The organism is Psychrobacter sp. BF1 (assembly GCF_019279065.1).
GTDB classification, from domain to species: domain Bacteria; phylum Pseudomonadota; class Gammaproteobacteria; order Pseudomonadales; family Moraxellaceae; genus Psychrobacter; species Psychrobacter urativorans.
Map to the genome: position 1 here is coordinate 25277 of NZ_JAGYWV010000016.1, position 22342 is coordinate 47618.

A 22342-nucleotide genomic window follows, 5' to 3' on the forward strand; every position below is an offset into this window, starting at 1 on the left:
ATTTACGTGCGTTAGGACGTTACCTAGAAAAAATAAAAAACTTACGCTGATTAAATTATTATGATTAAGTTTACTATTACCCTCGTCTTCTAAGTGTGGTTAGACCTTGGCCAAAATAGCTTAGTAGTAATAACAGGGTTATTATTATCAAGATAGGATAATTTCCCATAAGCATAAAGGGAGTGTTACCAACCCGTGCCTGTATCTCACCACGTAGTACAGTACGCTCAAACTGCGGTGCGCGTTTTACAATACGACCTTTATGGTTAATGATAGCGGTAACACCAGTATTGGTCGCTCGAATAAACCAGCGCCCGTTCTCAAGAGCGCGCATTTGTACCATTTGCAAATGTTGCAATGGTCCTGCTGAAGTGCCAAACCAGGCATCGTTAGAGACGGTCAACAAAAAGTCAGTATCGATTGCATTTTTACGCGTGGTATCTGGATAAGCTACCTCATAACAGATAGCCGTCCCTATATTGTGTCCACGCACCTGTAGCGGTGACTGCTGATCACTACCACGACTATAGCTCTTAATATCCTGACTACCGGCCAAACTTGGGAAAATATCGAGCACGCCTTCAAATGGAATATACTCTCCAAAAGGCACCAGACGCTGCTTCTTGTATAGGCCTTCCGCTTCTACACCTCGAGCAATCACGCTATTGTAAAATGGGGGATACTTATCCGTATTGGCATTGAATGCCACTTTATCCTTATAAGGGATACCAGTTATCCATGTCGTATTGGTCGCATTAGCCATTTCTATCATTTCACTAATAAAGCCCGCAGCCTCATCCTGAAACATCGGAATAGATGATTCAGGCCACACCACAACATCACGTCCCCACTCAGTGCGCGTTAACTTCGCATAAATCTTTAGCGTTTCTACTTGATATTGAGTCAGCCACTTTATATCTTGTGAAATATTACCTTGAATCAATGACACTGACAGATCAGGTGTGCCCTTAGGTTTTGTCCATTGCGGATTGACCAGCCATAATGATGTGCTAATGGCTAATAACAGTACAGAAACGACGGCATAACTACTGCGCCGAAGCAGTAGCTCTACTAAACTTGCAGCCAATAGTATGGCAACAAAAGAGACGGCAAAAACACCAGCAACGGGTGCTAAGGACGATAACCAATACTCTTCAGTAAACGCATAACCAACAAACAGCCACGGAAAGCCTGTGAATAACCAAGTTTTTAACCATTCTTGTAGCACCCAAAGAGCAGCAAATGAAAAGGGTTGTTTGCCTACCATACGGTTAAAGGCTAGTGCTAAAAATCCATGAAACAGTCCCATACCGAGACCCATCAATCCAATCATAATCAATGCGAGCCACGTTGGAGTATCGCTATAATCATGGATAGCTGTATAGAGCCAAAAGCCGCCGACGCACCATAGCCCCATACCGTAAGCTTCACCGATAATAAAAGCGCGACGACCACTCATATTTGGCACCAACAGCGCATATAAAATCGCTGGTGATACTATTGCTAGCGGCCAGAACCCATAAGGCGATAATGCAAATAAAAAAATAGCCCCTGCAAGCCATGCTGCTACTAGCGTAAGCCATAGCGGTAATTGATTTAAGTGAGTACTCAAACGCTTTTGTAGACTAATAGTAGACAGGTGCATCGCAAATTATCCAAAATTATGAGCCTTGAATTTTTAATCAAAATCCAAAACTCAGATAGACCCGTTAATACTACAGGCAGCATTTCAAAATAAAAACTGCTTATGATACCAGTCCGCACTGCTCAATGTATAAATTTACGTACCCCGTTTGATGGGTTATTATGCTACATTACCAAACGATATGAAGTGTTACTTGACCTTCTATAGCTCACAATATTTACAGTACATGAGAGAGCACTATGACCCCCTTAAAAATAAAATCCAGTCTTATATTCAATCGTCATCTGTCTAAGGGGTTGCGTGGTACGCTGGTGTTACTTGCCGCCTCATCACTATTTGCTTGTAGCCAACCGAGTAGTGGCGTATCTGATGCAAACACAACATCAGTAACAACCGAAAATGCAACAGCTATCACTTTAAAGGAAGATGAACCAAACGCTAAAAGTGCTCACATGATGACAAGGTCAGTAAGTAAACCAGACCTACTAAAAAACGTCTCAGCTACGGTCTATAAAGATGCCAATTGCGGCTGCTGTAAAGAATGGATAAGTCATGCAGAAGATAATGGTCTAAGTGCAACCGCGCAAGATGTTGCGGACTTAGCCGTATTTAAAGAGCGCTACAGCGTTCCAACTGAGATGCGTTCTTGCCATACTGTAGTCACTACGGATGGTTACGTCTTTGAAGGTCATGTACCTGCTAAGTATATGGCGCAGTTCTTAGAAAATCCGCCAGTACAAGCTATGGGTCTTGCCGTACCTGGCATGCCTGTTGGTAGCCCAGGTATGGAGTATCAAAATAAATTCATGCCCTATCAGGTTATGCAGCTCAATAAAGACGGGACGACCCAAGTTTATGCTGATATTGAATCGGTAGAGCAGCAATTATAGTGTGTTAGCAGTTAAGAATACTTTGATTATAGTGTTAGCGTTAAAAGTAAATGAGGCAGGTATAAGACTGTTCTATTGCTTATAAAATGATTCTTCATCAAAAAAATCATTAGCTATTGCGACTTTAAAAGCAAAAATAACTTTGAATTTGTAACTTTTGATGACAATGTAAGCGGATTTATCGGTTATTAACCCTTAAAATAGATAAATAATTAAGGGTTAATACAAGAATATACAGGATGTATCGAAACAATTACGTAATATTACATAAGCCAGTAGGGAATTAACATCTATATTAATATTATAAATTATTATATTATCTTAATAATTAGTTAGACCCTATATAGGGTAATTACTTCATCCAATAAAAAAACGTCTGAGGGTTAAATCTGTAATTTAGATTTAACCCTCAGACGTTTTTTTGCTTATAAAACAGTAGAAATTGTTGTCAATTTAGTCAGCTATATTCTGTATATGTTACACAAGCTTACATTGTAAAATGTGGAATATTAGCAATTTTTTCAACATCAAAAAAGTATTTTTGGGGTTTTTAAGGGTGATGACAGGCTAAACAGCCTATGCTAAAGTCGGCTTTGTGTTTTGGCCAGCAGCTTGATTTGCAACAGCTTCGTAAGACTTCAATGATGCTGTGATCGCCAATAATCATTTTTTATATGAATAATATGCAGCAGAAGTATCAGTCACTATGACGTATATATACTTGAGTTGTTGAAATTTAATTGACTGCGCTGTTGTTGATAACAGACCATTTTGAATTAACCGTAGGTATTAGATTTATGAAACAGGCTTTATTGATTTTGTCAGTACTGGGTATGGGCATAGCACAAACGAGTGGTGCTGCTATCACAATCTCTCAAACAAATAATACCATCACCAATACTTCTGTGGCATCAAACTACGGTTCATCAAAAAACATCTATAGCACTAGCAGTGGTGCTTATGTTTCTAGTAATGACGAAATCAGTCAAGCTATTAGCAACCTAAGTGCGCAGGCTAAGCAAAAAGAGAGTCGGCTTTCATCATTAAACAGCCGCTTATACGCTGAAAAACAACAGCAGCAAGTCAATACAGTTCCTGATAGCAATTCAGCCCCCGCTATCGCTGCTGCTCGTGCTTCACGAGTGGCTCTATCTGGTAGCTCTGGATACTGTGCCCGTTACGTACGTAAAGCACTACAATCAGCAGGTTATGAGTTCACCCCCAATCCTTCAGCCTATCAGTACGCCACTCGTGGCACGCTTGATAAAGCAGGTTTTAGCAAAATCAGTAATGATATGCCAACCCAAGTAGGTGATGTTATTGTCTATGATCGCTCATCAAAGCGTCCACATGGCCATATCCAAATCTTTGATGGCGAAAACTGGATTTCTGATTTCCGTCAGAACAGCATCAGCCCATACAGTGGTGTCTATGCTTATACCACATGGCGTGATTCAAAATACGTGGATGACGCATCCGCATCAGATCGAAATATCTACCTTGCTATGAATGATAAATAAGACCTGATAAGTCAGCACAACATAGTTATTATTTCCTCCAACCCCAGTAGTGATCTTAATATCATTGCTGGGTTTTTTTGTGCTTAACATCAGGGTGTATTTAACCTTTCATGATTTGATCAGTCAGAAATGAACACTACTAATATCATTACTCATGACAAGAATTATCGGCAAGAGCCTTTAATATCCCACATGATACCGCTGGTGCACTACTTGCACATTTCTGGCGCAAAACAGTCAAGTGCTGCTTTAAGTGCATCAGTTCTTCCATTCGTATTTCTACAGCATAAATTTGCTTATCTAGTAAGGAGCTCACATCACCACAGTCTTTATCAGGTTCCTCCCAAAACTCAAGTAAGATTCGTACTTCGTCTAGAGCCATGTCAAGCGTACGGCAGTGTAGGATAAATTGTAGACGCTCAATGTGCTCTTCATTATATAAACGATAATTCCCTGCGCTGCGAGAAGGCTCAGGTAATAAGTGCTCCTTTTCGTAATAGCGAATGGTTTCCACTGTGGCACCTGTGCGTTTAGCGAGCTCACCAATTTTGATTGTCATAATAACCTCTATGATTTAAATAATTAAAGTGGCTGTAAAGACTGGCGCTAGAGAAATTAAATTTACAAAACTGTAGATAGACAACCTTGACTCTAAAGCCACTAGAGGGTTCATAATACCATTATTCAAAGGGTAAATTATTATGAAATATCATATTGAAGGTATGGACTGTGCCAGTTGCATCGGCAAGATTGAAACAGCTTTGAAACGTATGCCTGGGGTTTCTGATGTTGAGCTAAATTTTGCTACAGAAACGCTAGAGCTAAGCTTGGCCCCTGATGCGCCGACTCAGGCTAGTGATATTGAAAAAACCATCAAAAGCCTAGGGTTCGGTATATCTGCCAATACTGGTCAACAAACTGTATCGGCTATTGATATTGACAGCGACAATCAGATGGCTCCGCAGGATAAGCGGTGGTGGCAAACTCAAAAAGGCAAACAGGTTGTTGGTCTCGGTATTTTGATGGGCAGCGCTTATGCACTGTCACTACTGTTCCCCGCTTATGGGATATGGGTGTTTGCCATCGCTGTGATTGTAGGCGTTTTTCCATTTGCACGCAAAGCCTTAGCACTGGCTAAAACAGGTTCATTCTTTTCAATTGAAACGCTGATGTCCGTCGCCGTGCTTGGCGCACTTATCATTGGTGAAGCTGAAGAGGCCGCAGCGGTTGTCTTTTTGTTCTCAATCGGTGAACTGTTTGAGAGTATCGCTGCTGATCGCGCTCGCGCTGGCATCAGAGCCTTATCATCGCTGGTTCCGAAAAGTGCGATTTTACTTGATGCTCAAGGTGGGCAGCGTAACGTTCCAGCGACTTCACTACAAGTGAATGACCTTGTGCTGGTGCGTCCTGGAGATAGGGTATCTGCTGATGGTTCCATTGTTCAAGGTGCGTCCAGCCTTGATGATTCGCCCGTGACGGGAGAGTCTGTTCCTGTTGCCAAGACGATGGGTGACAATGTATTTGCAGGGTCAATTAACATCGATGGTGTGCTCCAAGTGCGCGTAGAAAAGACAGCCGCCGATAACACTATTTCGCGCATTATTGATTTGGTAGAGCAAGCGCAAGCTTCCAAAGCACCCACTGCCCGTTTTATTGAGAAATTCAGTCGTTACTATACACCGGCTGTGATGGCTATTGCCGCCCTAATTATCATCGTCCCACCGTTAACCATGGGCGGAGATTGGTCAACTTGGTTATATCGAGGTCTAGCCTTATTATTGATCGCTTGTCCTTGTGCTCTTGTGCTCTCAACACCAGCTGCTATCGCCTCTGGTCTAGCGGTCGGTGCGCGCCGCGGCTTGCTGATCAAGGGCGGTAGTGCTTTAGAAACCATCGGCCAAGTGAAGACAGTCGCTTTTGACAAGACAGGCACTTTAACTGAAGGCAAACCACGCGTGACCGATGTTGTTGCCTTTACACAAGAGTATTCAAGTGTTCAAGGTCAGGATTCTCAGGATCAGGGTTCTCAAGGTAAAGATAAGGTATTGGCGCTCTTTGCCAGTGTGGAGACAGGTTCTAGTCACCCGCTTGCTGAAGCTATTGTCAGTCATGCCAAAGCCGCCAAAGTTGTCATACCTGTGGCTTCTAAAGCTTCTGCTACTGCGGGTAAAGCGGTACACGCAACTATCGCTGGGCGCGCGCTAGCTATCGGTTCGCCTGTTTATGCCGCAGATGAGGCATCAATTTCAGCCGAGCAACAGGCACAAATCGAGGCGCTGCAAAATGAGGGCAAGACCGTCTCAGTTCTTTTCGATGAGCAAAGTCGAGAAGTGCTTGGATTGGTCGCACTAAGAGACGAGTTACGAGACGACGCTCATGAAGGTGTGGCTCAACTTAAAGCGATGGGTGTGCGCTCCGTCATGCTAACAGGCGACAACCGCTTAACCGCTCAAGCACTTGCCAGTAATTTAGACGTGGAATGGGAAGCTGAGCTGTTGCCTGAGGACAAACTGCGCTTGCTTAACGAGATGAAGAATAACAGAAAAATAGCGATGGTGGGTGATGGTATTAACGATGCGCCAGCACTAGCAACCGCTGATGTTGGCATCGCGATGGGTGGTGGTACCGATGTGGCCATTGAGACGGCCGATATCGCATTATTAAAAAGTCGTGTTACAGACATGGCTCATCTCATCGCACTTTCGCGTGCCACCATGCGCAACATTCATCAGAACGTCATTTTCGCTTTAGGTCTCAAAGGCGTCTTTCTGATCACGACCGTATTCGGCATTACTGGACTATGGATTGCGGTTCTAGCTGATGCTGGAGCAACAGTGCTCGTTACTCTCAATGCGTTACGTTTACTGCGCTTTAAAGGCGCGCCTCCACTGGTAACTCCGCCTAAAGTAGTTAAATAAAACCCTTCGAAATCAATTAAAAACTAGAGATAGCAGCAGATTTCGGGGGTGGGTTCTAATAATAAAAATTCCACCGCTACAGTAAACTGCAACCGCATTAGAGTAAATAAGGTTAGACCGTATGTTGATTACAGAATTGGGCTATTTTGCCTTGCTTACCGCTTTTGTATTGGCGTTATTGCAGGTAATTCTGCCAACTATTGGTGTTATTCGTAACCAAGTTGCTTGGCAACGACTAGCCCCTAGCTTAGCTTGGGCACAGTTTGCCGCCATGATAACGTCATTTGGCGCTTTGATAGCAGGTTTTTATTATAATGATTTTAGCCTCAGTTACGTCGCGCAGCATTCCAATACGCTGTTGCCTTGGTACTATAAGTTATCGGCGACATGGGGCGGACACGAGGGCTCTTTGCTGCTATGGATGACCATCATGGCCACATGGTGTGCACTGGTATCATACTTTAGTCGCGGCTTGCCGTTATCAATGCGTGCGCGGGTATTAGTTATTTTGGCCGGTGTACAGTTAATGATGCTAACAATGCTGATATTTACCTCGTCACCGTTTGAGCGTACCTTACCCAATCTAGCGGTCGATGGCGCTGATTTAAATCCTGTCCTACAAGATTTCGGTCTGATTATTCATCCGCCCATGTTATATATGGGCTATGTGGGTATGGTAGTGCCTTTTGCATTTTGTATGGCGGCATTGTGGGAAGGGCGTTTAGATGCTGCTTGGACACGCTGGTCACGTCCATGGGCGCTGGCGGCTTGGGGATTTTTGACCATTGGTATTGCACTGGGCTCGTGGTGGGCCTACTACGAGCTTGGCTGGGGCGGTTGGTGGTTTTGGGATCCGGTAGAGAACGCCTCGTTTATGCCTTGGCTTGTCGGCTTAGCATTGCTGCATTCATTAGCAGTCACTGAAAAGCGCGGGGTGTTTAAAGCATGGACCATCATGCTGGCTATTTTCGCCTTTGCCTTAAGCTTGCTTGGCACGTTCCTGGTACGCTCTGGAGTCCTTACCTCAGTGCATTCGTTTGCCGCTGATCCGACGCGTGGTTTGGTCATCTTAGCTATTCTTGGCATTATCATCGGTAGTGGTCTATTAATGTTTGCCGTTCGCGGTTGGCGTTTGACGGTTGAGAGTCAGTATCAGCTGGTTTCGCGCGAGTCTTTCTTAGTCATTAATAACGCTATTATCTTGATTGCAACGCTCGTGGTATTGCTCGGTACACTTTATCCTATTATCGCTGATGCCTTTAGTCTCGGTCAGGTATCTGTAGGGCCTCCATACTTCAATGCGCTGTTTGTGCCTTTGACATGGCTGTTGTTAATCGCTATGGGTATGGGCTCAAATATTCGCTGGAAAAAAGACACCCGTCCACTACTGGGTATAGGCATGGTCATCGCCGTTAGTAGCTTAGTATTAGCCGCCATTATTACTTACTTTGTTAATCCATCGTCTATGCTTAATATTGGTGTGACTTTAGCCGTTAGCTTTTGGGCACTGCTATGGATGGCAGTTGATTTTAAAGATAAAACTAAGAATGCGCCTAATCTTTTTAACGGTTTGCGGCAGTTGCGTCTGAGCTATTGGGGTCAACAGACTGCTCATATTGGCGTATTGGTTGCTGTCATTGGCATAGCCTTTACTAGTAGCCTGAGTATTGAGCGTGACGTAGCAATGGGTATTGGCGATACAGTCAATGTTCAAGGTTACGATTTTGAAGTAACTGAATTTTTTGAAATAAAGGGTAGTAACTTTGATGCAACGCAAGCGCAAGTGGTGGTATCCAAAGACGGTCGTGAAGTGGCGAAACTGACTCCAGAAAAGCGTACTTATATTATCAGCACGATGCCAACAACTGAAGCTGCTATTGACCCCAGTCTTATGCGCGATGTTTATGTCGCACTGGGCGAACCTATTGCCGATGGTAGTAACCAATGGGCATTAAGGATTTATGTAAAACCATTAATTCGCTGGATTTGGTTAGGGGCAATTATCATGGCTCTAGGTGGATTAATTAGCATGCTTGATAAACGATACCGCATCAAAAAAGTTAAAGCTCCATTGCTAGTTACTGGTGATCTGGCTACTGATGGAGTCAATGAGGTAGCTATTGAACAGGCAATCTCAGCATCGACGATGTCGACACTAAAGGAGAAATAAATGACTATGTCGAATAATACTCCTGAGCAAAAAGATAGCCAAAACAGTAAGCAGCGTAACCCAAAGACAATGAAAAAAAAGCAGACGAAGCTATGGTTCTTAATTCCGCTTATCCTCTTTTTTGGTTTGGTAGTTATATTGTACATGCGCTTAGGTAAACCAACAGACATTGTGACCAATACCGCTCTTGAGCGTCCGGTTCCTACCTTTGAGCTGCCGTTATTAGCAGATACTACCCGTACTATCACCAATGATAATTTGCCGGATAAGCCGTTTTTACTTAATGTTTGGGGCTCATGGTGCCCAACTTGCGTTATTGAGCATCCGTTTTTAATGCAACTAGAAGAGCGCGGCGTTGATATCGTTGGTGTGAATTATAAGGATGAGATTGGTAATGCGCTCAGTTACTTAAACCGAGGCGGTGATCCATTTTCTATGTCTATTCAGGATTCATTGGGTCAGTTTGCTCTAGACTTAGGCATAACTGGTGCGCCCGAAACCTTTGTTGTGGATGGAGATGGCATCATTCGTCAGCATATTGTTGGTGAGATTAATGAAGCCAATTGGCAACAGCGTGTTAAGCCGTGCCTGACAGTACTTAATAAGGCTAATAAGAACAACGATAGTCCTGATCTCATTCAGGTTGAGGAGATGTGCAAATGAACGTTACTCGAATAAGAGCTCCTCAACTAAAACCCAATATAGTTTTAAAACTAGCAAGCTTAATACTAGCGTGTCTGCTTAACATGACGGCAAACGCAGCTATTGACGTATACGATTTTGACTCACCACAGCAAGAAGCTCAGTATCGTGGATTAATAGAAGAGTTTCGCTGCCCAAAATGCCAAAATCAAAACCTTGCAGCCTCTGATGCACCGATTGCACAGGATCTAAAGCAAAAAGTCTATGATTTAATTAAAGATAGACGTAGTGATGCTGAAATACGCGTCTATATGCAAGAGCGCTACGGTGACTTTATTAGCTACAAGCCGCCTATGCGACCATCAACATGGATCCTATGGTTTTTTCCACCACTATTATTGCTCGTCTTAATTATTGGTTGGTTTTGGCAAAGTAAGCGTCGCCAAGTTGTTGCCCGTGGTCAAAGCGGCGTCACAGTGAACAGTACTGCTGCCTTGACCTCTACGGAAAAGGCTGAGCTTGATCGTCTATTATCGCAAGCTGAGAGTGTCGACCACGACATTACTAGCCTAGAGGACAAAAAATGACTCTATTTTCTACTTTTGGCTTATTTGTAACTCTAAGCTTGCTGATTGCCCTTATATTTGCGCTGATTGCTATTATGCCATGGCTACGAGCACCGCGTTTGCAGTCCAAACCAATAGACAATCAACTGCTAGATATTAATGTTGCAGTATTTCGCGAACGTTTAGCTGAGCTACAAACAGATAAAGACAGCGGTACTATTAATAATAGCCATTATCAAAATCAAAAGCTGGAACTGGAGCGTCAGCTATTAGATGCGCAGCGTCAGATAACACCTATGGTCACCCCTGATGTCAAAAGCCGTTTAATTGTCGCAGCTTGGATCCCAATATTGGCTGCAATGGCGTATTTACTAATAGGCAATCGTACGCCCGTGTTTGATTTGTGGACAGCTGAGGACAAAGTAGGACAAGTGGCTGACGACCTATTGACAGCTAAAATTGACAAGCCGCCATCATGGGCGTTTGAAGATGGTCGTCAACTGATTAGCGCCATGCAAACCAATGTTCATCGTAATGCTGATGATCCTAATCGCTGGATGCGCCTATCCGAGCTTTTCTTATCTATGGAGGCAACTGATTCTGCGCTGGAAGCCTTATCTCGTGCCTATCGTTTAGCTCCTGAAAATGAAGAAATCGCCACCACTTATGCTCAGACTAGCTTTTTCGTTAATGAAGGTCAGTTAGACGCCAATATTCGCCGTGTATTACAAGCTATATTAGCTAAGAATCCACAGCATGAACGGGCTCAAATGCTCATGGCAATGGGTGAGACTCGTAGTAGTAACTTTGCCCAAGCGCAAGGTTGGATTAAACGCTTACAAGGCAGCATTGTGGCCAAACCAGGTGATCATACTAAAGCTTTAGCAAGCTTAGATGAGTTAAGCAACTACGTTAGCACGCAAGAAAAGCAAGCGCTAGAAGGTATTGACGTGACAGTGAAAATTAACGCTAATTTATTACCGTTAGTGAAAGCTGATGATGTGTTGTTTGTTGCGATACGTGACGTTAAAGGAGGTCCACCGTTTGCCGCCAAACGTTTACCCATTAGTATTATCAAGCAAGGTGAGGCTAGTATCCGCTTAAGCAATCTTGATGCGATGATGCCAGATCGTACGTTAAATTCAGCTCGTAGTGACAAAACTCAGTTAGCAGTCGTTGCTCGTATTAGTCATAGCGGTAATGCCATAGCAGAGTCAGGCGACTTATCGGGTAATCCTATAGTGATTAGCGCTGAACAGACTCAGGTTAATGTTGAAATCAATCAACAGATTCCCTAATAAAAAATTATTACCGTAAGTTTCATAACACCAGAGCGGTAAGTGGAGCCGTTTATAAAAGTGGCGCGATTAATAGTCGTATACCAAAAACATATACGTTTAACATTGTTCATTGTATAAACACAGATAAAGAAAACAACTATGACTGAATCTACCGACAGATTAGATAGTACTAAATTGAATAGCGTTGAATCGGCTAGTACTAATATTGCTGACAATAAAGTACCTATAGCTGTGAGTAGTACTCATCAATCGATTGACTCTAAAACCATGAATCATACGCCTAAAGCTATGTACGTGACTTCAGGCAACTCGATAACACCTAAAGGTAAGTTGGATAAAATGCCAAAAATGGTTGCCAATGGCAGTCGCGCTTTTATCTGGTATTTGTTGGCGATAATGGTGTTAATACTTGATCAATGGACTAAGTGGTTGGCCCAAACCAAATTAGCGTTCAATGACCCCGTACCGGTCATTGAACCATTTCTCAACTGGACACTCGCTTATAACTATGGGGCAGCATTTAGCTTTTTAGCCGACGCTGGCGGTTGGCAGAAATGGTTTTTCTCAGGCTTAGCTTTTGTAATGGCTATCTTTTTAACGATTTATTTAATCAAAGCGCCACGTACAGCCAAGCTATTGTCTATGGGGTTGGCCTTAGTGCTTGGCGGTGCGATTGGCAACTTAATCGATCGTTTAAGAATTGGCAAAGTGGTTGACTTTATCCATGTGCATTATGCTGATGTCTGGAATTATCCTATTTTCAATGTTGCAGATATAGGTGTCTGTGTCGGTGTAGCGTTGATTATAATTGATATGATATTTTTGGAAAGTAAGCGTAATGAATAAACAAGTGAATATTGATCAGTACAAATAAAAAGAACTAGCGTCATAGCTGCTCTATACGGAAAGATACTTTTTATACTCAAGTGTGTTTATAAAAATGCGAACTGGAAGGTGATATATGATTAATACAAATACTCTCTCATTCTATATCCCAAAACCCAATGCATAATTGTATGCGAGTGAACGCAGGATGATTTTGAAGTGGCTAGACGAAGGCGTGACGTGCTAAGTGGTAGATGACAAAAACCAGTACTTCAAAGCTCTGGACAGGGCCATTATTATAAAGACATTGAATACCGCCTAAATTATTTATTGAAATAACAAAAGGATAATATAGTGTCACATGCTCAGCTAACTATCAAACAAATACATAATCTTAGAAAAAAACAAAGTGCCGCATTAAAAAGCCTTACCATTATAGGCTACCTAGAAGGCACCTCTTTCTTATTATTGCTCTGTATCGCCATGCCACTAAAATATATGCTGGACATTCCAGAAGGTGTGAAATACATCGGTATGGCACACGGTATATTGTTTATTACCTATATCATAATACTTATAGGCTCAGCTATCAAAATGAAAATGCCTCTTTGGGCAATACCTGCGGGCGTACTCGGCTCACTCTTACCTTTTGGCCCGTTTATATTCGATCATTTACTAAAAAAGAATTTACAGGAAAGTGTAAGTAAAGAAGCCTAGAACAAGCCCTGCTGCAAATGCTACAAACGTACCTTATTACTCAAGATTATTTTTCCTAACTAAATCACAAGCCGCCATCACTCATCATGGCGACAAATGAATAACATTGAGCAGAAATTAATCACAATAAAATTTTAATTCAGACCCAGTATGAATAATCTAACACTCTAGTCACTTTTCGAACTTATCTTACATACTATCGACAAACCCGTATTGTTTAAAAGCTAAACAGGTTTTGTCATCCGCGATGGATTTCCTATTATCCTAGGGTATACCCTAGCGGAACCGACTTAAAAGCCCCAAAACCCTATTAACAGACCACTCAAAACAGACTGCTATAATGGAACCACTTATATGTGCTAAAAATGAGCTTATAGCATTTGCTCAAAGCATGGGCATAAAGTCGCTGCATTCGATATATAAAATAAATCAGTTGCAACGCTAGTACGTACAAAGTTGATACAGCTGATTACTATCATAGCTAAAAAGGCAAAGTGATACTCAAATACTCAAATACTCAAATACTCAAATACTCAAATACAGGGTTTTTTTGAATCAAGATACATGATTAAAATCTATCAACTTAATGATTATATATTTGATAGCATCGCGTCTATAGAAACGTAAATTAATGTTTAAAATACTTCAGCTATTAACCCTGTTTTAAGACACGATAAACCGTAGCTACCCCAACACCAACCGCCTTAGCGATTTCCTCTTTTGTCATATTATTTTGACTGTCTAATTCTCTAATACGATTGTGTTTTGCTAGATTTGCTTTCTTACCAGTAGGTTTATATCCACTGTTTGCTAATCCCTGCTTGATACGTTCTCTACGCTTATCGTTATCAAGCTTTGCCATCGTTGCTAATAAGTCGATCAGCATATTGTTAATTACCCTAAGGATGTCGCCTGTCATACCCTCGCTAACCGTATGTGTAGTTGGTAGATCAGCCACTACCAATCGCAAACCTTTATCTTTGATGCGCTGCTTTAAGATAGCAAAATCATCCTGAGACAATCTACTCAATCTATCTACACTCTCAACAAGCAATATATCGCCTTGCTCAGCATCATTGAGTAACTTAGTGAGTGCTGGTCTATCTAACTTTGTACCACTGAAATGCTCTACGTACTCAACATGGTTATCATCATAGCTTTGGCTAAAGCTAATCAAGTCAGACAATGCTCTGGTCGCGTCTTGATCCTTAGTGCTGGCTCTCACATAAATACGAACAGTCATAACGCCACCTCTATTATTTAGACTTAATAATTAATGTTCATTGATAATAGCAAGATATTACTATCATTTAATAACATAAAAAAGTCTAATGATAGATAGGTTATCATTTAAAGGTTTTATGTTTTAGGTATAGGCTAATGATAGAAAATATGGTCGCCACTAAGCATAGGCTGTTAAGAGCTGCTCACTATAATTGCAGACTGTCTCGATTAGCTGTATAATATAGACTATAATCTATATATTGGTTTTTATATGTGGACTGTCATCACAACAGAGCTGTTCAACCAATGGTTTGATCAGCAAGACGAATCAACGCAAGAAAAAGTACTGGCAGCTTTGGTGGTTTTAGAACAGCAAGGTCCAAGCTTGGGTCGCCCTTTAGTAGATACGGTGTATGATTCAAAGTTTACCAACATGAAAGAGTTGCGTATTCAGCACAGAGGCAAGCCACTCAGAGCCTTTTTTGCCTTTGACCCAAAGCGGCAAGCGATTGTGCTTTGTATTGGTGATAAGGGTAATAGAAAGCGTTTTTATAAAGAAATGCTAGCCACTGCAGACCAACAGTATGAGTGTCACCTCAGAACTTTAGGAGATCCATAACATGACTAAGACATTACAAGAGATGTTAGCTGAGCGCTCTTTGGATAGCCAAGCGCGTATTAAACAACTGGCAGAGCAACTGCTTTTAGAAAACCAGCTGTCTCGTATCCGTGAAGAGTTAGAGATCTCTCAAAAAGAGCTGGCTCAAACCATGGGTATTAAACAGCCTTCATTGTCTGCTATAGAAAATCGCGGCAATGATCTTAAAATATCGACCATGAAAAAATATGTTGAAGCTATGGGTGGTAAGCTTCGTATCGATGTTGAGCTGCCAACAGGGAAGCACATAGGCTTTAATGTGTAATAATGAATTCGAGTGATTCAAACGCTAATAAGCCACCCTCTTATGGTTGGCTTTTTTTTATTAAAAATATGCTAATAATAGTACGCTTGAAGTGGTTTTACTGCTTTAGTCCATTTTAAATGGTCTATCAATGGGTTTGAAGGGTGAGTTAGCCGGTTCCGCTCGGGTATACCCCAACTGAACCAGTAATTTAATTCCAGATTGAAAAGCTTTTCCTAAAAATTGTGCAACTGCTTATAATTCAATAACAGGAGAATAAGCAATGACTACTCAATCTGATATTAAAAAACTGGCTGAGCAAATGGCCAGCATCATGAGCAGCTTAAAAAATTTTAGAAAAAGGTGTGTTATTTAAAGTCTTATCTACTACAGCTCCATAGCTATACTGGAAGTTATTTAACCTGCCCTGTTTCTAATAAACTGCCATCTTTATCGAATAAGCAGTCGACGATAATGAGCGGGGCCGCATCCAAGCTATCTTCAGCGTAGTAATGTGTTATGACTTCAAAGTTACCATTATTTAATCGTCTGTAGTCTGTGTTTTTTCGTTTAATGTCCATAGATTTAAAACCTTTAAGCATGGGCTGTACTGCTTTCTGGCACTTCGTTAGCAATGCAATCTTTGATGTTTTTTGAGCTTGTTCGAGTTCAGTGTTTCTTTTTTTATCAGATGGGTTACTGCCATTTTGAATCCAAATATAAAATGCTGCAAATGTAATAATAGACAGTCCTGTCAGTGTCTCTTTTTTCATAATATGACTCATTTAGCGAAAATATAATAAGATATTTACCAACATACAAGCATAGCTCAGTTATTCTTAAGGAGTATGTTAAAACAATAATTAACCGTTGAAAGCAATGGGTAAATGTTACTCCCGTTCTGGTTAAAACAGCTTAGTATTATAAAATAGGGCTTAATGAAACATGGATACCTTAAATATCGTGTATCTCGTAGGAGCAGTATTAATTTTCGCCAGTATCATGGCAAGTACGTTATCGGCGCGTTTGGGTGTTCCACTTTTGCTATTGTTTTTAGTCGTCGGGATGCTCGCTGGTGAAGAAGGTATCTTGGGTATTGAATTTTCTCAATATGCGATAGCCAATTTTGTCGGACAAGCAGCCCTAGCCTGTATTTTGTTAGATGGTGGGTTGCGCACCTCTGTTAAATCATTCCGAGTTGGCTTAAAACCAGCCATCACACTGGCCACTTGGGGCGTACTTGCGACAGTCATGATACTGGGTGTATTCGTCACATGGCTGCTGGATGTCGATTGGCGCTTTGGCTTATTACTGGCAGCAATCGTGGGTTCAACCGATGCGGCAGCGGTATTTTCACTGTTGCGTAATGGCGGTGTTAAATTAAATGATCGTGTCCAAGCCACGCTTGAATTAGAGTCGGGCGCCAACGACCCTTTAGCGATTCTGTTAGTCACTGGATTGATTGCTTTAAATGTTGATCCTGCCGGACAGACAGCGCTAGGCTTCTTAGGCCTACTATTACAACAGCTTAGTTTTGGTTTAGGAATGGGCTTGTTCTTTGGTTATTTCCTATCTCGGTTATTACCCAAGATACATTTGGCAGAAGGTATGTATGCCATTTTAATAATGTCGGCGGGTTTAGCAGTGTTTTCTGCCACTAACTTACTGGGCGGTAGTGGGTTTCTCGCGGTCTTTATCGCTGGTATTATGATTGGCAACCATAAGGTACGCTCAACTGAACATGTCATGCGCGTGATGGACAGCTTTGCGTGGTTGTCGCAAGCGGTGTTATTCGTCGTATTGGGTTTATTGGTCACACCATCGAACGTTCTTGAAGTTTGGCCTTATTCGGTGGCCATTGCTGCCTTTATGATTTTAGTGGCTCGTCCTATTGCAGTCTATACCAGTGTTTTACCTTTTAAGTTTAAAAACAAAGAGATCGGTTTCATCTCTTGGGTTGGCTTACGCGGTGCGGTACCCATCACCCTTGCCATGTTGCCAGTGATTGCAGGGGTAGATAATGCCTTTATGCTATTTGATATTGCTTTTGGTGTGGTAGTTTTATCATTAGTATTACAAGGGACGACCATTCCTTTTATGGCCAATCTGTTTAAGGTGCGTATTCCTAACAATAAGGGCCCAAAAGAAGAGCATGAAGTGTGGGTGTCAGATAGAGCAAGCATTACGTTGTATGAATTTGAAGTAAAGTTAGGTGCGTTTGCAATTGGTCGTCATCCGAGGGACATCTCTACGCGCATCAGCCCTGAAGGAATTCATGTTTTTGCCTTGGTGCGTGGTCAGCAAATCTTGGCAATTAATGAAGAGACTAAGCTCAAATTTGGCGATAGCGTTTGGTATGCCATGAGTGGCGATTATGCCGATCAGATTGCGAATGTTTTTAATGACACGACGTTAGACCGTAGAGCCATCGATGATTTTTATGGCGATTGGATGCTATCGCCGAGTGTCAAACTTAAAGATGTGCCATTCTTTACCGATAGGATGAAATCCGAGTCTCTGGACGATGGCTTGAACACAAAAAACATGTGGGAACAAACGGTTGCTGAATACATTAAGGATAGCTTAAAGATGGCACCCGTAGCAGGCGATACGGTTGCGATTAATGAGAAGTGGTTGTTGGTCATTAAAGAAGTTGATGACCAAGGAAGACTGAGAACGATTGGCCTAAAACAACTAGAGGGGCCAGCGGTGGCATAGTTTCTATCATTATTAGACATAACATGGGCTAGTAGCCAAAAGGCAACCATTTAAGATAATTAATAGTCCTGTTAACATTGTTCATTCTAGGTAACTCATTAGCTCAAATTATGGTTTGTTTTACTGGTCTCGCTAGGGTATACCCAAAATAGCAAAATTTTATTTGTGAGTGGAATTCGCATTTTTCTAAGTAATGCTAATACAGAAGCTAAACTACGCAGCATAACTCTATTTGATCAGTATCTTATACTTAGAATTATTATTAAAATATAAGGTGTTTTTAATCGCCAAAGCATAAAAAATACAGTGACAATTCTGCATAGAATATTTTAAAAAAATACTTTATATTCTATTAAAAATCACATAGGGAAGTGGCTCACGATAGCCACTTTTTTTATGCCTCATACTTTTAGTAGATACACTTAGCTTTACGCAACCAGACAGGATGTGTCATGAGACATTTTTATTTAGACTTCATCTTTACCGCCATTGCATTAGCGATCGCGGCATGGTGGGGATATTCACATGGCGGGATGGGTGGTTTGATCGCAACCTTATCTATTACCGCGATTTTGGCCGTCATGGAAATCTCATTATCATTCGATAATGCGGTGGTCAATGCCTCAGTTCTTAAAGGCTGGGATGAGTTTTGGAAAAAGATATTTTTAACCGTCGGTATTTTAATCGCCGTCTTCGGTATGCGTTTGGTATTCCCTATTGTCATCGTCGCGGTTACCGCTGATCTTGGTATGATGCAAGTTATAGATTTGGCATTGAACGATCCTAAAGAATACTCGGCAAGACTAATGGCACACCATGCTGAAATCTCAGCCTTTGGTGGTATCTTCTTACTATTGGTGTTCTTGAACTTTATCTTTGATGATAAAGAAGTACATTGGTTTGATTGGCTCGAGAGCCGCTTGGCAAAACTGGGTAAAGTCGATGCCATGAGCGTGTTTGTGGCGCTTATCGTGTTGATGATTGCGGTATCATTTGCTAACCCTGAGCAGTCAGCAGCGGTATTGATTGCGGGTATTTGGGGTATCTTGGTATACCTTGGCGTACAAGTGGTTTCTGGTATGCTTGAAGGTGATCTTGAAGAAGAACTAGACGCTCAAGGTAATAGTACTGGTGCTGCAACTAGCGCCATTATGAAAGGCGGTATTATCGGTTTCTTATACTTAGAAGTCCTTGATGCTTCATTCAGTTTCGATGGCGTGATTGGCGCATTTGCGATTACCAATGACGTTATCGTGATTATGCTGGGTCTTGCAATCGGTGCGATGTTTGTGCGTTCGATGACTATCTTCTTAGTTGATAAAGGCACGCTTGATGAGTTTGTCTATCTTGAACACGGCGCGCATTATGCCATCGGCGCTTTAGCCATCATCATGTTGTTATCGGTGAAATTCCATGTGCCAGAGCTTATTACGGGACTGATCGGTATTGCCTTTATTGGTTGGGCCCTGCTTGCTTCACTGAAACATCGTAAGCAACAGGCAAAACTCACTGCTTAGAGTGTAGAGAATGTAAAGCAAAAAATTATTATCTTAGAATATCGTTAATAACAGGTTATACCAAATAATTGGTATAACCTGTTATTAACATGCATTGCTTTTTATTACCTAATAATAGACATCATATTTAAACATTTATATTACCCACAACAAGAGACACAAATGCTGAAGAAAGCTGAACAAAGATTAGAAAAAACCATATTTAATAGTCGTTGGCTGCTAGCACCGTTCTATTTGGGATTGGTGCTCGGTATCATTTTATTATTTATTAAGTTTTTTCAAGAGCTGTGGCATATGACGACTCATGTGTTCAGTGCATCTGAAGCCGATGTCATCGTTGGTACGTTGGCGCTTATCGACATGTCATTAGTCGCAAGTTTATTGCTTATCATCATATTTAGTGGTTATGAGATTTTTGTCTCAAAAATTGATACCGGAGATCATGTGGACCGCCCTGAATGGATGGGAAAAATCAATTTCTCTGGGCTGAAACTAAAAGTGATTGGTGCCATCGTTGCCATTTCTGCGATTGATCTTCTTAAATCATTTATGGATATACCTAAAGAGATGAGCGAAGGTGATGCTGATAGATTGATGTGGAAAGTGATTATCCATATGACGTTTGTACTGTCAGGCCTGTTATTTGCTTTGATGGATAAGATTGTCGGTGACACCAAAAAACATTAGAAAGACTTTAATAAAAAACCTATCAATTAATTTATATAAATAGACGCAAAGGAGCACACATGGCAGGAGCCAGTTTATTAACCTTGCTTGATGACATCAGTGTGATATTAGATGATGTGTCACTTATGACCAAGGTTGCCGTTAAAAAAACGGCGGGTGTATTGGGCGATGATCTAGCCCTTAATGCAGAGCAAGTTTCAGGTGTTAAAGCAGACCGTGAGCTGCCAGTAGTTTGGGCCGTTGCCAAAGGCTCATTCGTTAACAAGCTTATATTAGTGCCGTTAGCGTTGCTGATTAGTGCCATCTACCCGCCATTAGTCACGTTTTTATTGATGTGCGGAGGTGTCTATTTGGCTTATGAGGGTGCTGAAAAAATCATTCATAAGTTCTGGCCACATATCTTACCTCACGATGAAGAACAAATAGCCCGTCTACGTGCCAATGCTGATGAGACGATTGATTTGGTTGCTTTTGAAAAGGACAAAATCAAAGGTGCGGTGCGCACCGACTTTATTCTATCGGCTGAAATTATCGTAATTGCACTCGGCTCAGCAGTTGGAGCGACGCTTTTAGAGAAGAGCGTGATGCTGTCTATTATTGCTATTGGCATTACAGTAGGCGTTTATGGCTTAGTAGCGGGTATCGTTAAAATGGATGATTTAGGTCTTTACCTAATGAAACAGACGAACGGTGCAAAGCAGAAAATAGGTGGGATTTTATTGTCTGCGGCACCAAAGCTGATGAAGTTTTTATCCATTGCTGGGACATTAGCAATGTTTCTAGTGGGCGGCGGTATCTTAGTGCATGGGATCAGTTTTTTGCATCATGAAGTGGAAGACTTAGCGCACCTAACTGGCATATTTGAAAGTGTGACAACCATGCTTTTAAATGCGTTGGTAGGTTTAGTAGTCGGTGTTATTGTCATGGCTATTGTTACCATGATTGGTAAGTTACGCAGTAATAAGTCATCTTCGACGCATTAAAAATAACGATGATCACCCTTGTTCATTTAACCTTTAACCTTCTTTTAAAGAGTGCAGTAAGCCATGTTTGAATTTGATTTAAACTTAAAATTAATGTTATATCATTTGATTCAATTAGCAATTGCTTTCGTGCTTTCCCTACCGATTGCGCTTAATCGTGAGATGAAAGATAAGGGTGCAGGACTCAGAACCTTCCCATTAGTCAGTATTGCATCTTGTGCTTTCATGCTAGTGGCTGTCGATATCTATCATGGAGGTGCAGCAGAACCCGAAGCGAGAATCATGTACGCTATTATTACGGGCATGGGTTTCATCGGTGGTGGGGCGATTTTTAAAGGTGATAATACGGTAAAAGGCACTGCGACAGCTGCAAGTTTATGGAATACCGCTGCTATCGGCATCTCTGTTGCTTATGGACGTTATGAGATAGCGATTATATTATCAGTTGTTAATTTCTTAATTCTACAATTCTCAGAACCTTTCAAAGTAAAAGATAATCTTGAATAATTATTATTCGTCCCGGTTTGTATACTCAACCTTACATTTTGAAAGTTACATTGCTATGTACACTGATTTTATCTAAATAGATTTAGAGTACTAATAGCAATATCTCACAGCCTAAGGTTCAAGTCCTCACTAGGGGACCGAACCAGTGAAGGCACCTGATTGATTCGCCATAGGTATACTCAATAAAATTCAGAGGAGCAATAGACACTTTAAGAACAACATGCGTTCCTGCGTCATTTAGTATTTTTAACTTTTTACGCCTGTAGGCTCCAACTGTAAATCCTCGATCTTAGGTTGTTATTAGTAAGGCAGAGGCATACCTTATCTATTAGCTCTATCTGAAAAATTTAGTAGATAGTAACATATTAGACCTCTTGCAAAAGTACCGTTTTATTGACCTTCGTTAACGGAGTATCAAAGGCTAGCAATGACTTATGCAAGAGATCTATTATATCTTATACCTCTGCACACGACAAAAAAATCATCCCCACCCGATTTTCATAGGTTTAGGGGTTAAAAAGCTAACTAACTGTCGAAATACAGTCTTATCATTGTTAAAGAACACCAAGTGAAGGCCCTCAATCAACACATCCAGGCCAAGCGCAAACAA

The 22342-nt window shown here is 41.4% G+C and carries 20 protein-coding genes; 16 read left to right on the forward strand and 4 right to left on the reverse strand.

Annotated features, from left to right (window positions below; all coding sequences use genetic code 11):
- Window positions 1–76: 76 nt before the first annotated feature.
- Entirely contained in the window at window positions 77–1645 is a 1569-nt protein-coding gene (gene lnt, locus KZA12_RS13705) for an apolipoprotein N-acyltransferase (protein WP_181718485.1), read from the reverse strand.
- Window positions 1646–1884: 239 nt separating this feature from the next.
- Here lnt and KZA12_RS13710 point away from each other — a divergent pair, with 239 nt between their 5' ends.
- Both KZA12_RS13710 and KZA12_RS13715 read left to right on the forward strand, forming a co-directional pair.
- On the forward strand, window positions 1885–2535 hold the full coding sequence (locus tag KZA12_RS13710) for a DUF411 domain-containing protein (RefSeq protein WP_218690613.1): 651 nt from the start codon (window positions 1885–1887) through the stop codon (window positions 2533–2535).
- Between the two features lie 797 nt (window positions 2536–3332).
- Window positions 3333–4055 (forward strand): CHAP domain-containing protein, encoded by a 723-nt coding sequence (locus KZA12_RS13715; protein WP_011513678.1) that lies wholly within the window; start codon window positions 3333–3335, stop codon window positions 4053–4055.
- Between the two features lie 148 nt (window positions 4056–4203).
- On the opposite strand, the gene cadR is transcribed toward KZA12_RS13715, so the two are convergent.
- Complete coding sequence (gene cadR / locus KZA12_RS13720) at window positions 4204–4614, reverse strand: Cd(II)/Pb(II)-responsive transcriptional regulator (protein ID WP_011513679.1); 411 nt, start codon at window positions 4612–4614, stop codon at window positions 4204–4206.
- Window positions 4615–4756: 142 nt separating this feature from the next.
- Here cadR and KZA12_RS13725 point away from each other — a divergent pair, with 142 nt between their 5' ends.
- The 7 genes from KZA12_RS13725 to KZA12_RS13755 all read left to right on the forward strand — a co-directional run bounded on the left by KZA12_RS13725 (window position 4757) and on the right by KZA12_RS13755 (window position 13194).
- On the forward strand, window positions 4757–6973 hold the full coding sequence (locus tag KZA12_RS13725) for a heavy metal translocating P-type ATPase (RefSeq protein WP_218690614.1): 2217 nt from the start codon (window positions 4757–4759) through the stop codon (window positions 6971–6973).
- Window positions 6974–7094: 121 nt separating this feature from the next.
- Complete coding sequence (locus KZA12_RS13730; RefSeq protein ID WP_218690615.1) at window positions 7095–9143, forward strand: heme lyase CcmF/NrfE family subunit; 2049 nt, start codon at window positions 7095–7097, stop codon at window positions 9141–9143.
- The gene (locus KZA12_RS13735; RefSeq protein WP_011513682.1) at window positions 9144–9806 is read left to right on the forward strand and encodes a DsbE family thiol:disulfide interchange protein; all 663 of its coding nucleotides are present in this window, start codon (window positions 9144–9146) and stop codon (window positions 9804–9806) included.
- 83 nt (window positions 9807–9889) lie between these two features.
- Window positions 9890–10372 carry a cytochrome c-type biogenesis protein gene (locus KZA12_RS13740; protein ID WP_020443538.1) on the forward strand — a complete coding sequence of 161 codons (483 nt, stop codon included), beginning with the start codon at window positions 9890–9892 and terminating at the stop codon, window positions 10370–10372.
- Window positions 10369–11649, forward strand: a complete 1281-nt coding sequence (ccmI, locus tag KZA12_RS13745) for a c-type cytochrome biogenesis protein CcmI (RefSeq protein WP_101211261.1) — start codon at window positions 10369–10371, stop codon at window positions 11647–11649. The genes KZA12_RS13740 and ccmI overlap by 4 nt, the downstream gene beginning before the upstream one ends.
- 141 nt (window positions 11650–11790) lie before the next feature.
- Window positions 11791–12498, forward strand: coding sequence for a signal peptidase II (lspA, locus tag KZA12_RS13750; RefSeq protein ID WP_037026031.1), 708 nt, complete (start codon window positions 11791–11793; stop codon window positions 12496–12498).
- A gap of 333 nt (window positions 12499–12831) precedes the next feature.
- Entirely contained in the window at window positions 12832–13194 is a 363-nt protein-coding gene (locus KZA12_RS13755; protein WP_058023733.1) for a DUF3817 domain-containing protein, read from the forward strand.
- 652 nt (window positions 13195–13846) lie between these two features.
- Here KZA12_RS13755 and KZA12_RS13760 read toward each other — a convergent pair.
- Window positions 13847–14437, reverse strand: coding sequence for a recombinase family protein (locus KZA12_RS13760; protein ID WP_025643766.1), 591 nt, complete (start codon window positions 14435–14437; stop codon window positions 13847–13849).
- Between the two features lie 252 nt (window positions 14438–14689).
- On the opposite strand from KZA12_RS13760, the gene KZA12_RS13765 reads away from it, so the two are divergent.
- Complete coding sequence (locus KZA12_RS13765) at window positions 14690–15037, forward strand: type II toxin-antitoxin system RelE/ParE family toxin (RefSeq protein WP_011512335.1); 348 nt, start codon at window positions 14690–14692, stop codon at window positions 15035–15037.
- Window position 15038: 1 nt separating this feature from the next.
- Window positions 15039–15341: a helix-turn-helix domain-containing protein gene (locus KZA12_RS13770; RefSeq protein WP_011512377.1), complete on the forward strand. Its 303-nt coding sequence runs from the start codon at window positions 15039–15041 to the stop codon at window positions 15339–15341.
- A 392-nt stretch (window positions 15342–15733) separates the two neighbouring features.
- Here the strand turns inward: KZA12_RS13770 and KZA12_RS13775 are convergent, their stop codons facing one another.
- Window positions 15734–16093, reverse strand: coding sequence for a hypothetical protein (locus KZA12_RS13775; RefSeq protein ID WP_041753786.1), 360 nt, complete (start codon window positions 16091–16093; stop codon window positions 15734–15736).
- Between the two features lie 172 nt (window positions 16094–16265).
- Here KZA12_RS13775 and KZA12_RS13780 point away from each other — a divergent pair, with 172 nt between their 5' ends.
- The 5 genes from KZA12_RS13780 (at window position 16266) to KZA12_RS13800 (ending at window position 21732) form a co-directional block, all read left to right on the forward strand.
- Window positions 16266–18038, forward strand: a complete 1773-nt coding sequence (locus KZA12_RS13780) for a potassium/proton antiporter (protein ID WP_218690616.1) — start codon at window positions 16266–16268, stop codon at window positions 18036–18038.
- A 452-nt stretch (window positions 18039–18490) separates the two neighbouring features.
- Window positions 18491–19555, forward strand: a complete 1065-nt coding sequence (locus KZA12_RS13785; protein ID WP_011512375.1) for a DUF475 domain-containing protein — start codon at window positions 18491–18493, stop codon at window positions 19553–19555.
- Window positions 19556–19717: 162 nt separating this feature from the next.
- Window positions 19718–20242: a TIGR00645 family protein gene (locus KZA12_RS13790; RefSeq protein WP_218690617.1), complete on the forward strand. Its 525-nt coding sequence runs from the start codon at window positions 19718–19720 to the stop codon at window positions 20240–20242.
- Between the two features lie 59 nt (window positions 20243–20301).
- Window positions 20302–21225, forward strand: a complete 924-nt coding sequence (locus KZA12_RS13795) for a DUF808 domain-containing protein (protein WP_218690618.1) — start codon at window positions 20302–20304, stop codon at window positions 21223–21225.
- 63 nt (window positions 21226–21288) lie between these two features.
- Window positions 21289–21732 carry an MgtC/SapB family protein gene (locus KZA12_RS13800; RefSeq protein WP_095570547.1) on the forward strand — a complete coding sequence of 148 codons (444 nt, stop codon included), beginning with the start codon at window positions 21289–21291 and terminating at the stop codon, window positions 21730–21732.
- The last annotated feature ends 610 nt before the right edge of the window (window positions 21733–22342 follow it).

What these genes read in the sequence shown, in the direction of transcription:
- cadR (WP_011513679.1), bottom strand. Translation starts at nt 4,614, where the DNA reads ATGACAATCAAAATTGGTGAGCTCGCTAAACGCACAGGTGCCACAGTG.
- KZA12_RS13730 (WP_218690615.1), top strand. Translation starts at nt 7,095, where the DNA reads ATGTTGATTACAGAATTGGGCTATTTTGCCTTGCTTACCGCTTTTGTA.
- KZA12_RS13800 (WP_095570547.1), top strand. Translation starts at nt 21,289, where the DNA reads ATGTTTGAATTTGATTTAAACTTAAAATTAATGTTATATCATTTGATT.
- KZA12_RS13775 (WP_041753786.1), bottom strand. Translation starts at nt 16,093, where the DNA reads ATGAAAAAAGAGACACTGACAGGACTGTCTATTATTACATTTGCAGCA.
- lspA (WP_037026031.1), top strand. Translation starts at nt 11,791, where the DNA reads ATGACTGAATCTACCGACAGATTAGATAGTACTAAATTGAATAGCGTT.
- KZA12_RS13715 (WP_011513678.1), top strand. Translation starts at nt 3,333, where the DNA reads ATGAAACAGGCTTTATTGATTTTGTCAGTACTGGGTATGGGCATAGCA.
- KZA12_RS13710 (WP_218690613.1), top strand. Translation starts at nt 1,885, where the DNA reads ATGACCCCCTTAAAAATAAAATCCAGTCTTATATTCAATCGTCATCTG.
- KZA12_RS13735 (WP_011513682.1), top strand. Translation starts at nt 9,144, where the DNA reads ATGACTATGTCGAATAATACTCCTGAGCAAAAAGATAGCCAAAACAGT.
- KZA12_RS13795 (WP_218690618.1), top strand. Translation starts at nt 20,302, where the DNA reads ATGGCAGGAGCCAGTTTATTAACCTTGCTTGATGACATCAGTGTGATA.
- KZA12_RS13765 (WP_011512335.1), top strand. Translation starts at nt 14,690, where the DNA reads ATGTGGACTGTCATCACAACAGAGCTGTTCAACCAATGGTTTGATCAG.
- KZA12_RS13790 (WP_218690617.1), top strand. Translation starts at nt 19,718, where the DNA reads ATGCTGAAGAAAGCTGAACAAAGATTAGAAAAAACCATATTTAATAGT.
- ccmI (WP_101211261.1), top strand. Translation starts at nt 10,369, where the DNA reads ATGACTCTATTTTCTACTTTTGGCTTATTTGTAACTCTAAGCTTGCTG.
- KZA12_RS13770 (WP_011512377.1), top strand. Translation starts at nt 15,039, where the DNA reads ATGACTAAGACATTACAAGAGATGTTAGCTGAGCGCTCTTTGGATAGC.
- lnt (WP_181718485.1), bottom strand. Translation starts at nt 1,645, where the DNA reads ATGCACCTGTCTACTATTAGTCTACAAAAGCGTTTGAGTACTCACTTA.
- KZA12_RS13725 (WP_218690614.1), top strand. Translation starts at nt 4,757, where the DNA reads ATGAAATATCATATTGAAGGTATGGACTGTGCCAGTTGCATCGGCAAG.
- KZA12_RS13760 (WP_025643766.1), bottom strand. Translation starts at nt 14,437, where the DNA reads ATGACTGTTCGTATTTATGTGAGAGCCAGCACTAAGGATCAAGACGCG.
- KZA12_RS13740 (WP_020443538.1), top strand. Translation starts at nt 9,890, where the DNA reads ATGACGGCAAACGCAGCTATTGACGTATACGATTTTGACTCACCACAG.
- KZA12_RS13780 (WP_218690616.1), top strand. Translation starts at nt 16,266, where the DNA reads ATGGATACCTTAAATATCGTGTATCTCGTAGGAGCAGTATTAATTTTC.
- KZA12_RS13785 (WP_011512375.1), top strand. Translation starts at nt 18,491, where the DNA reads ATGAGACATTTTTATTTAGACTTCATCTTTACCGCCATTGCATTAGCG.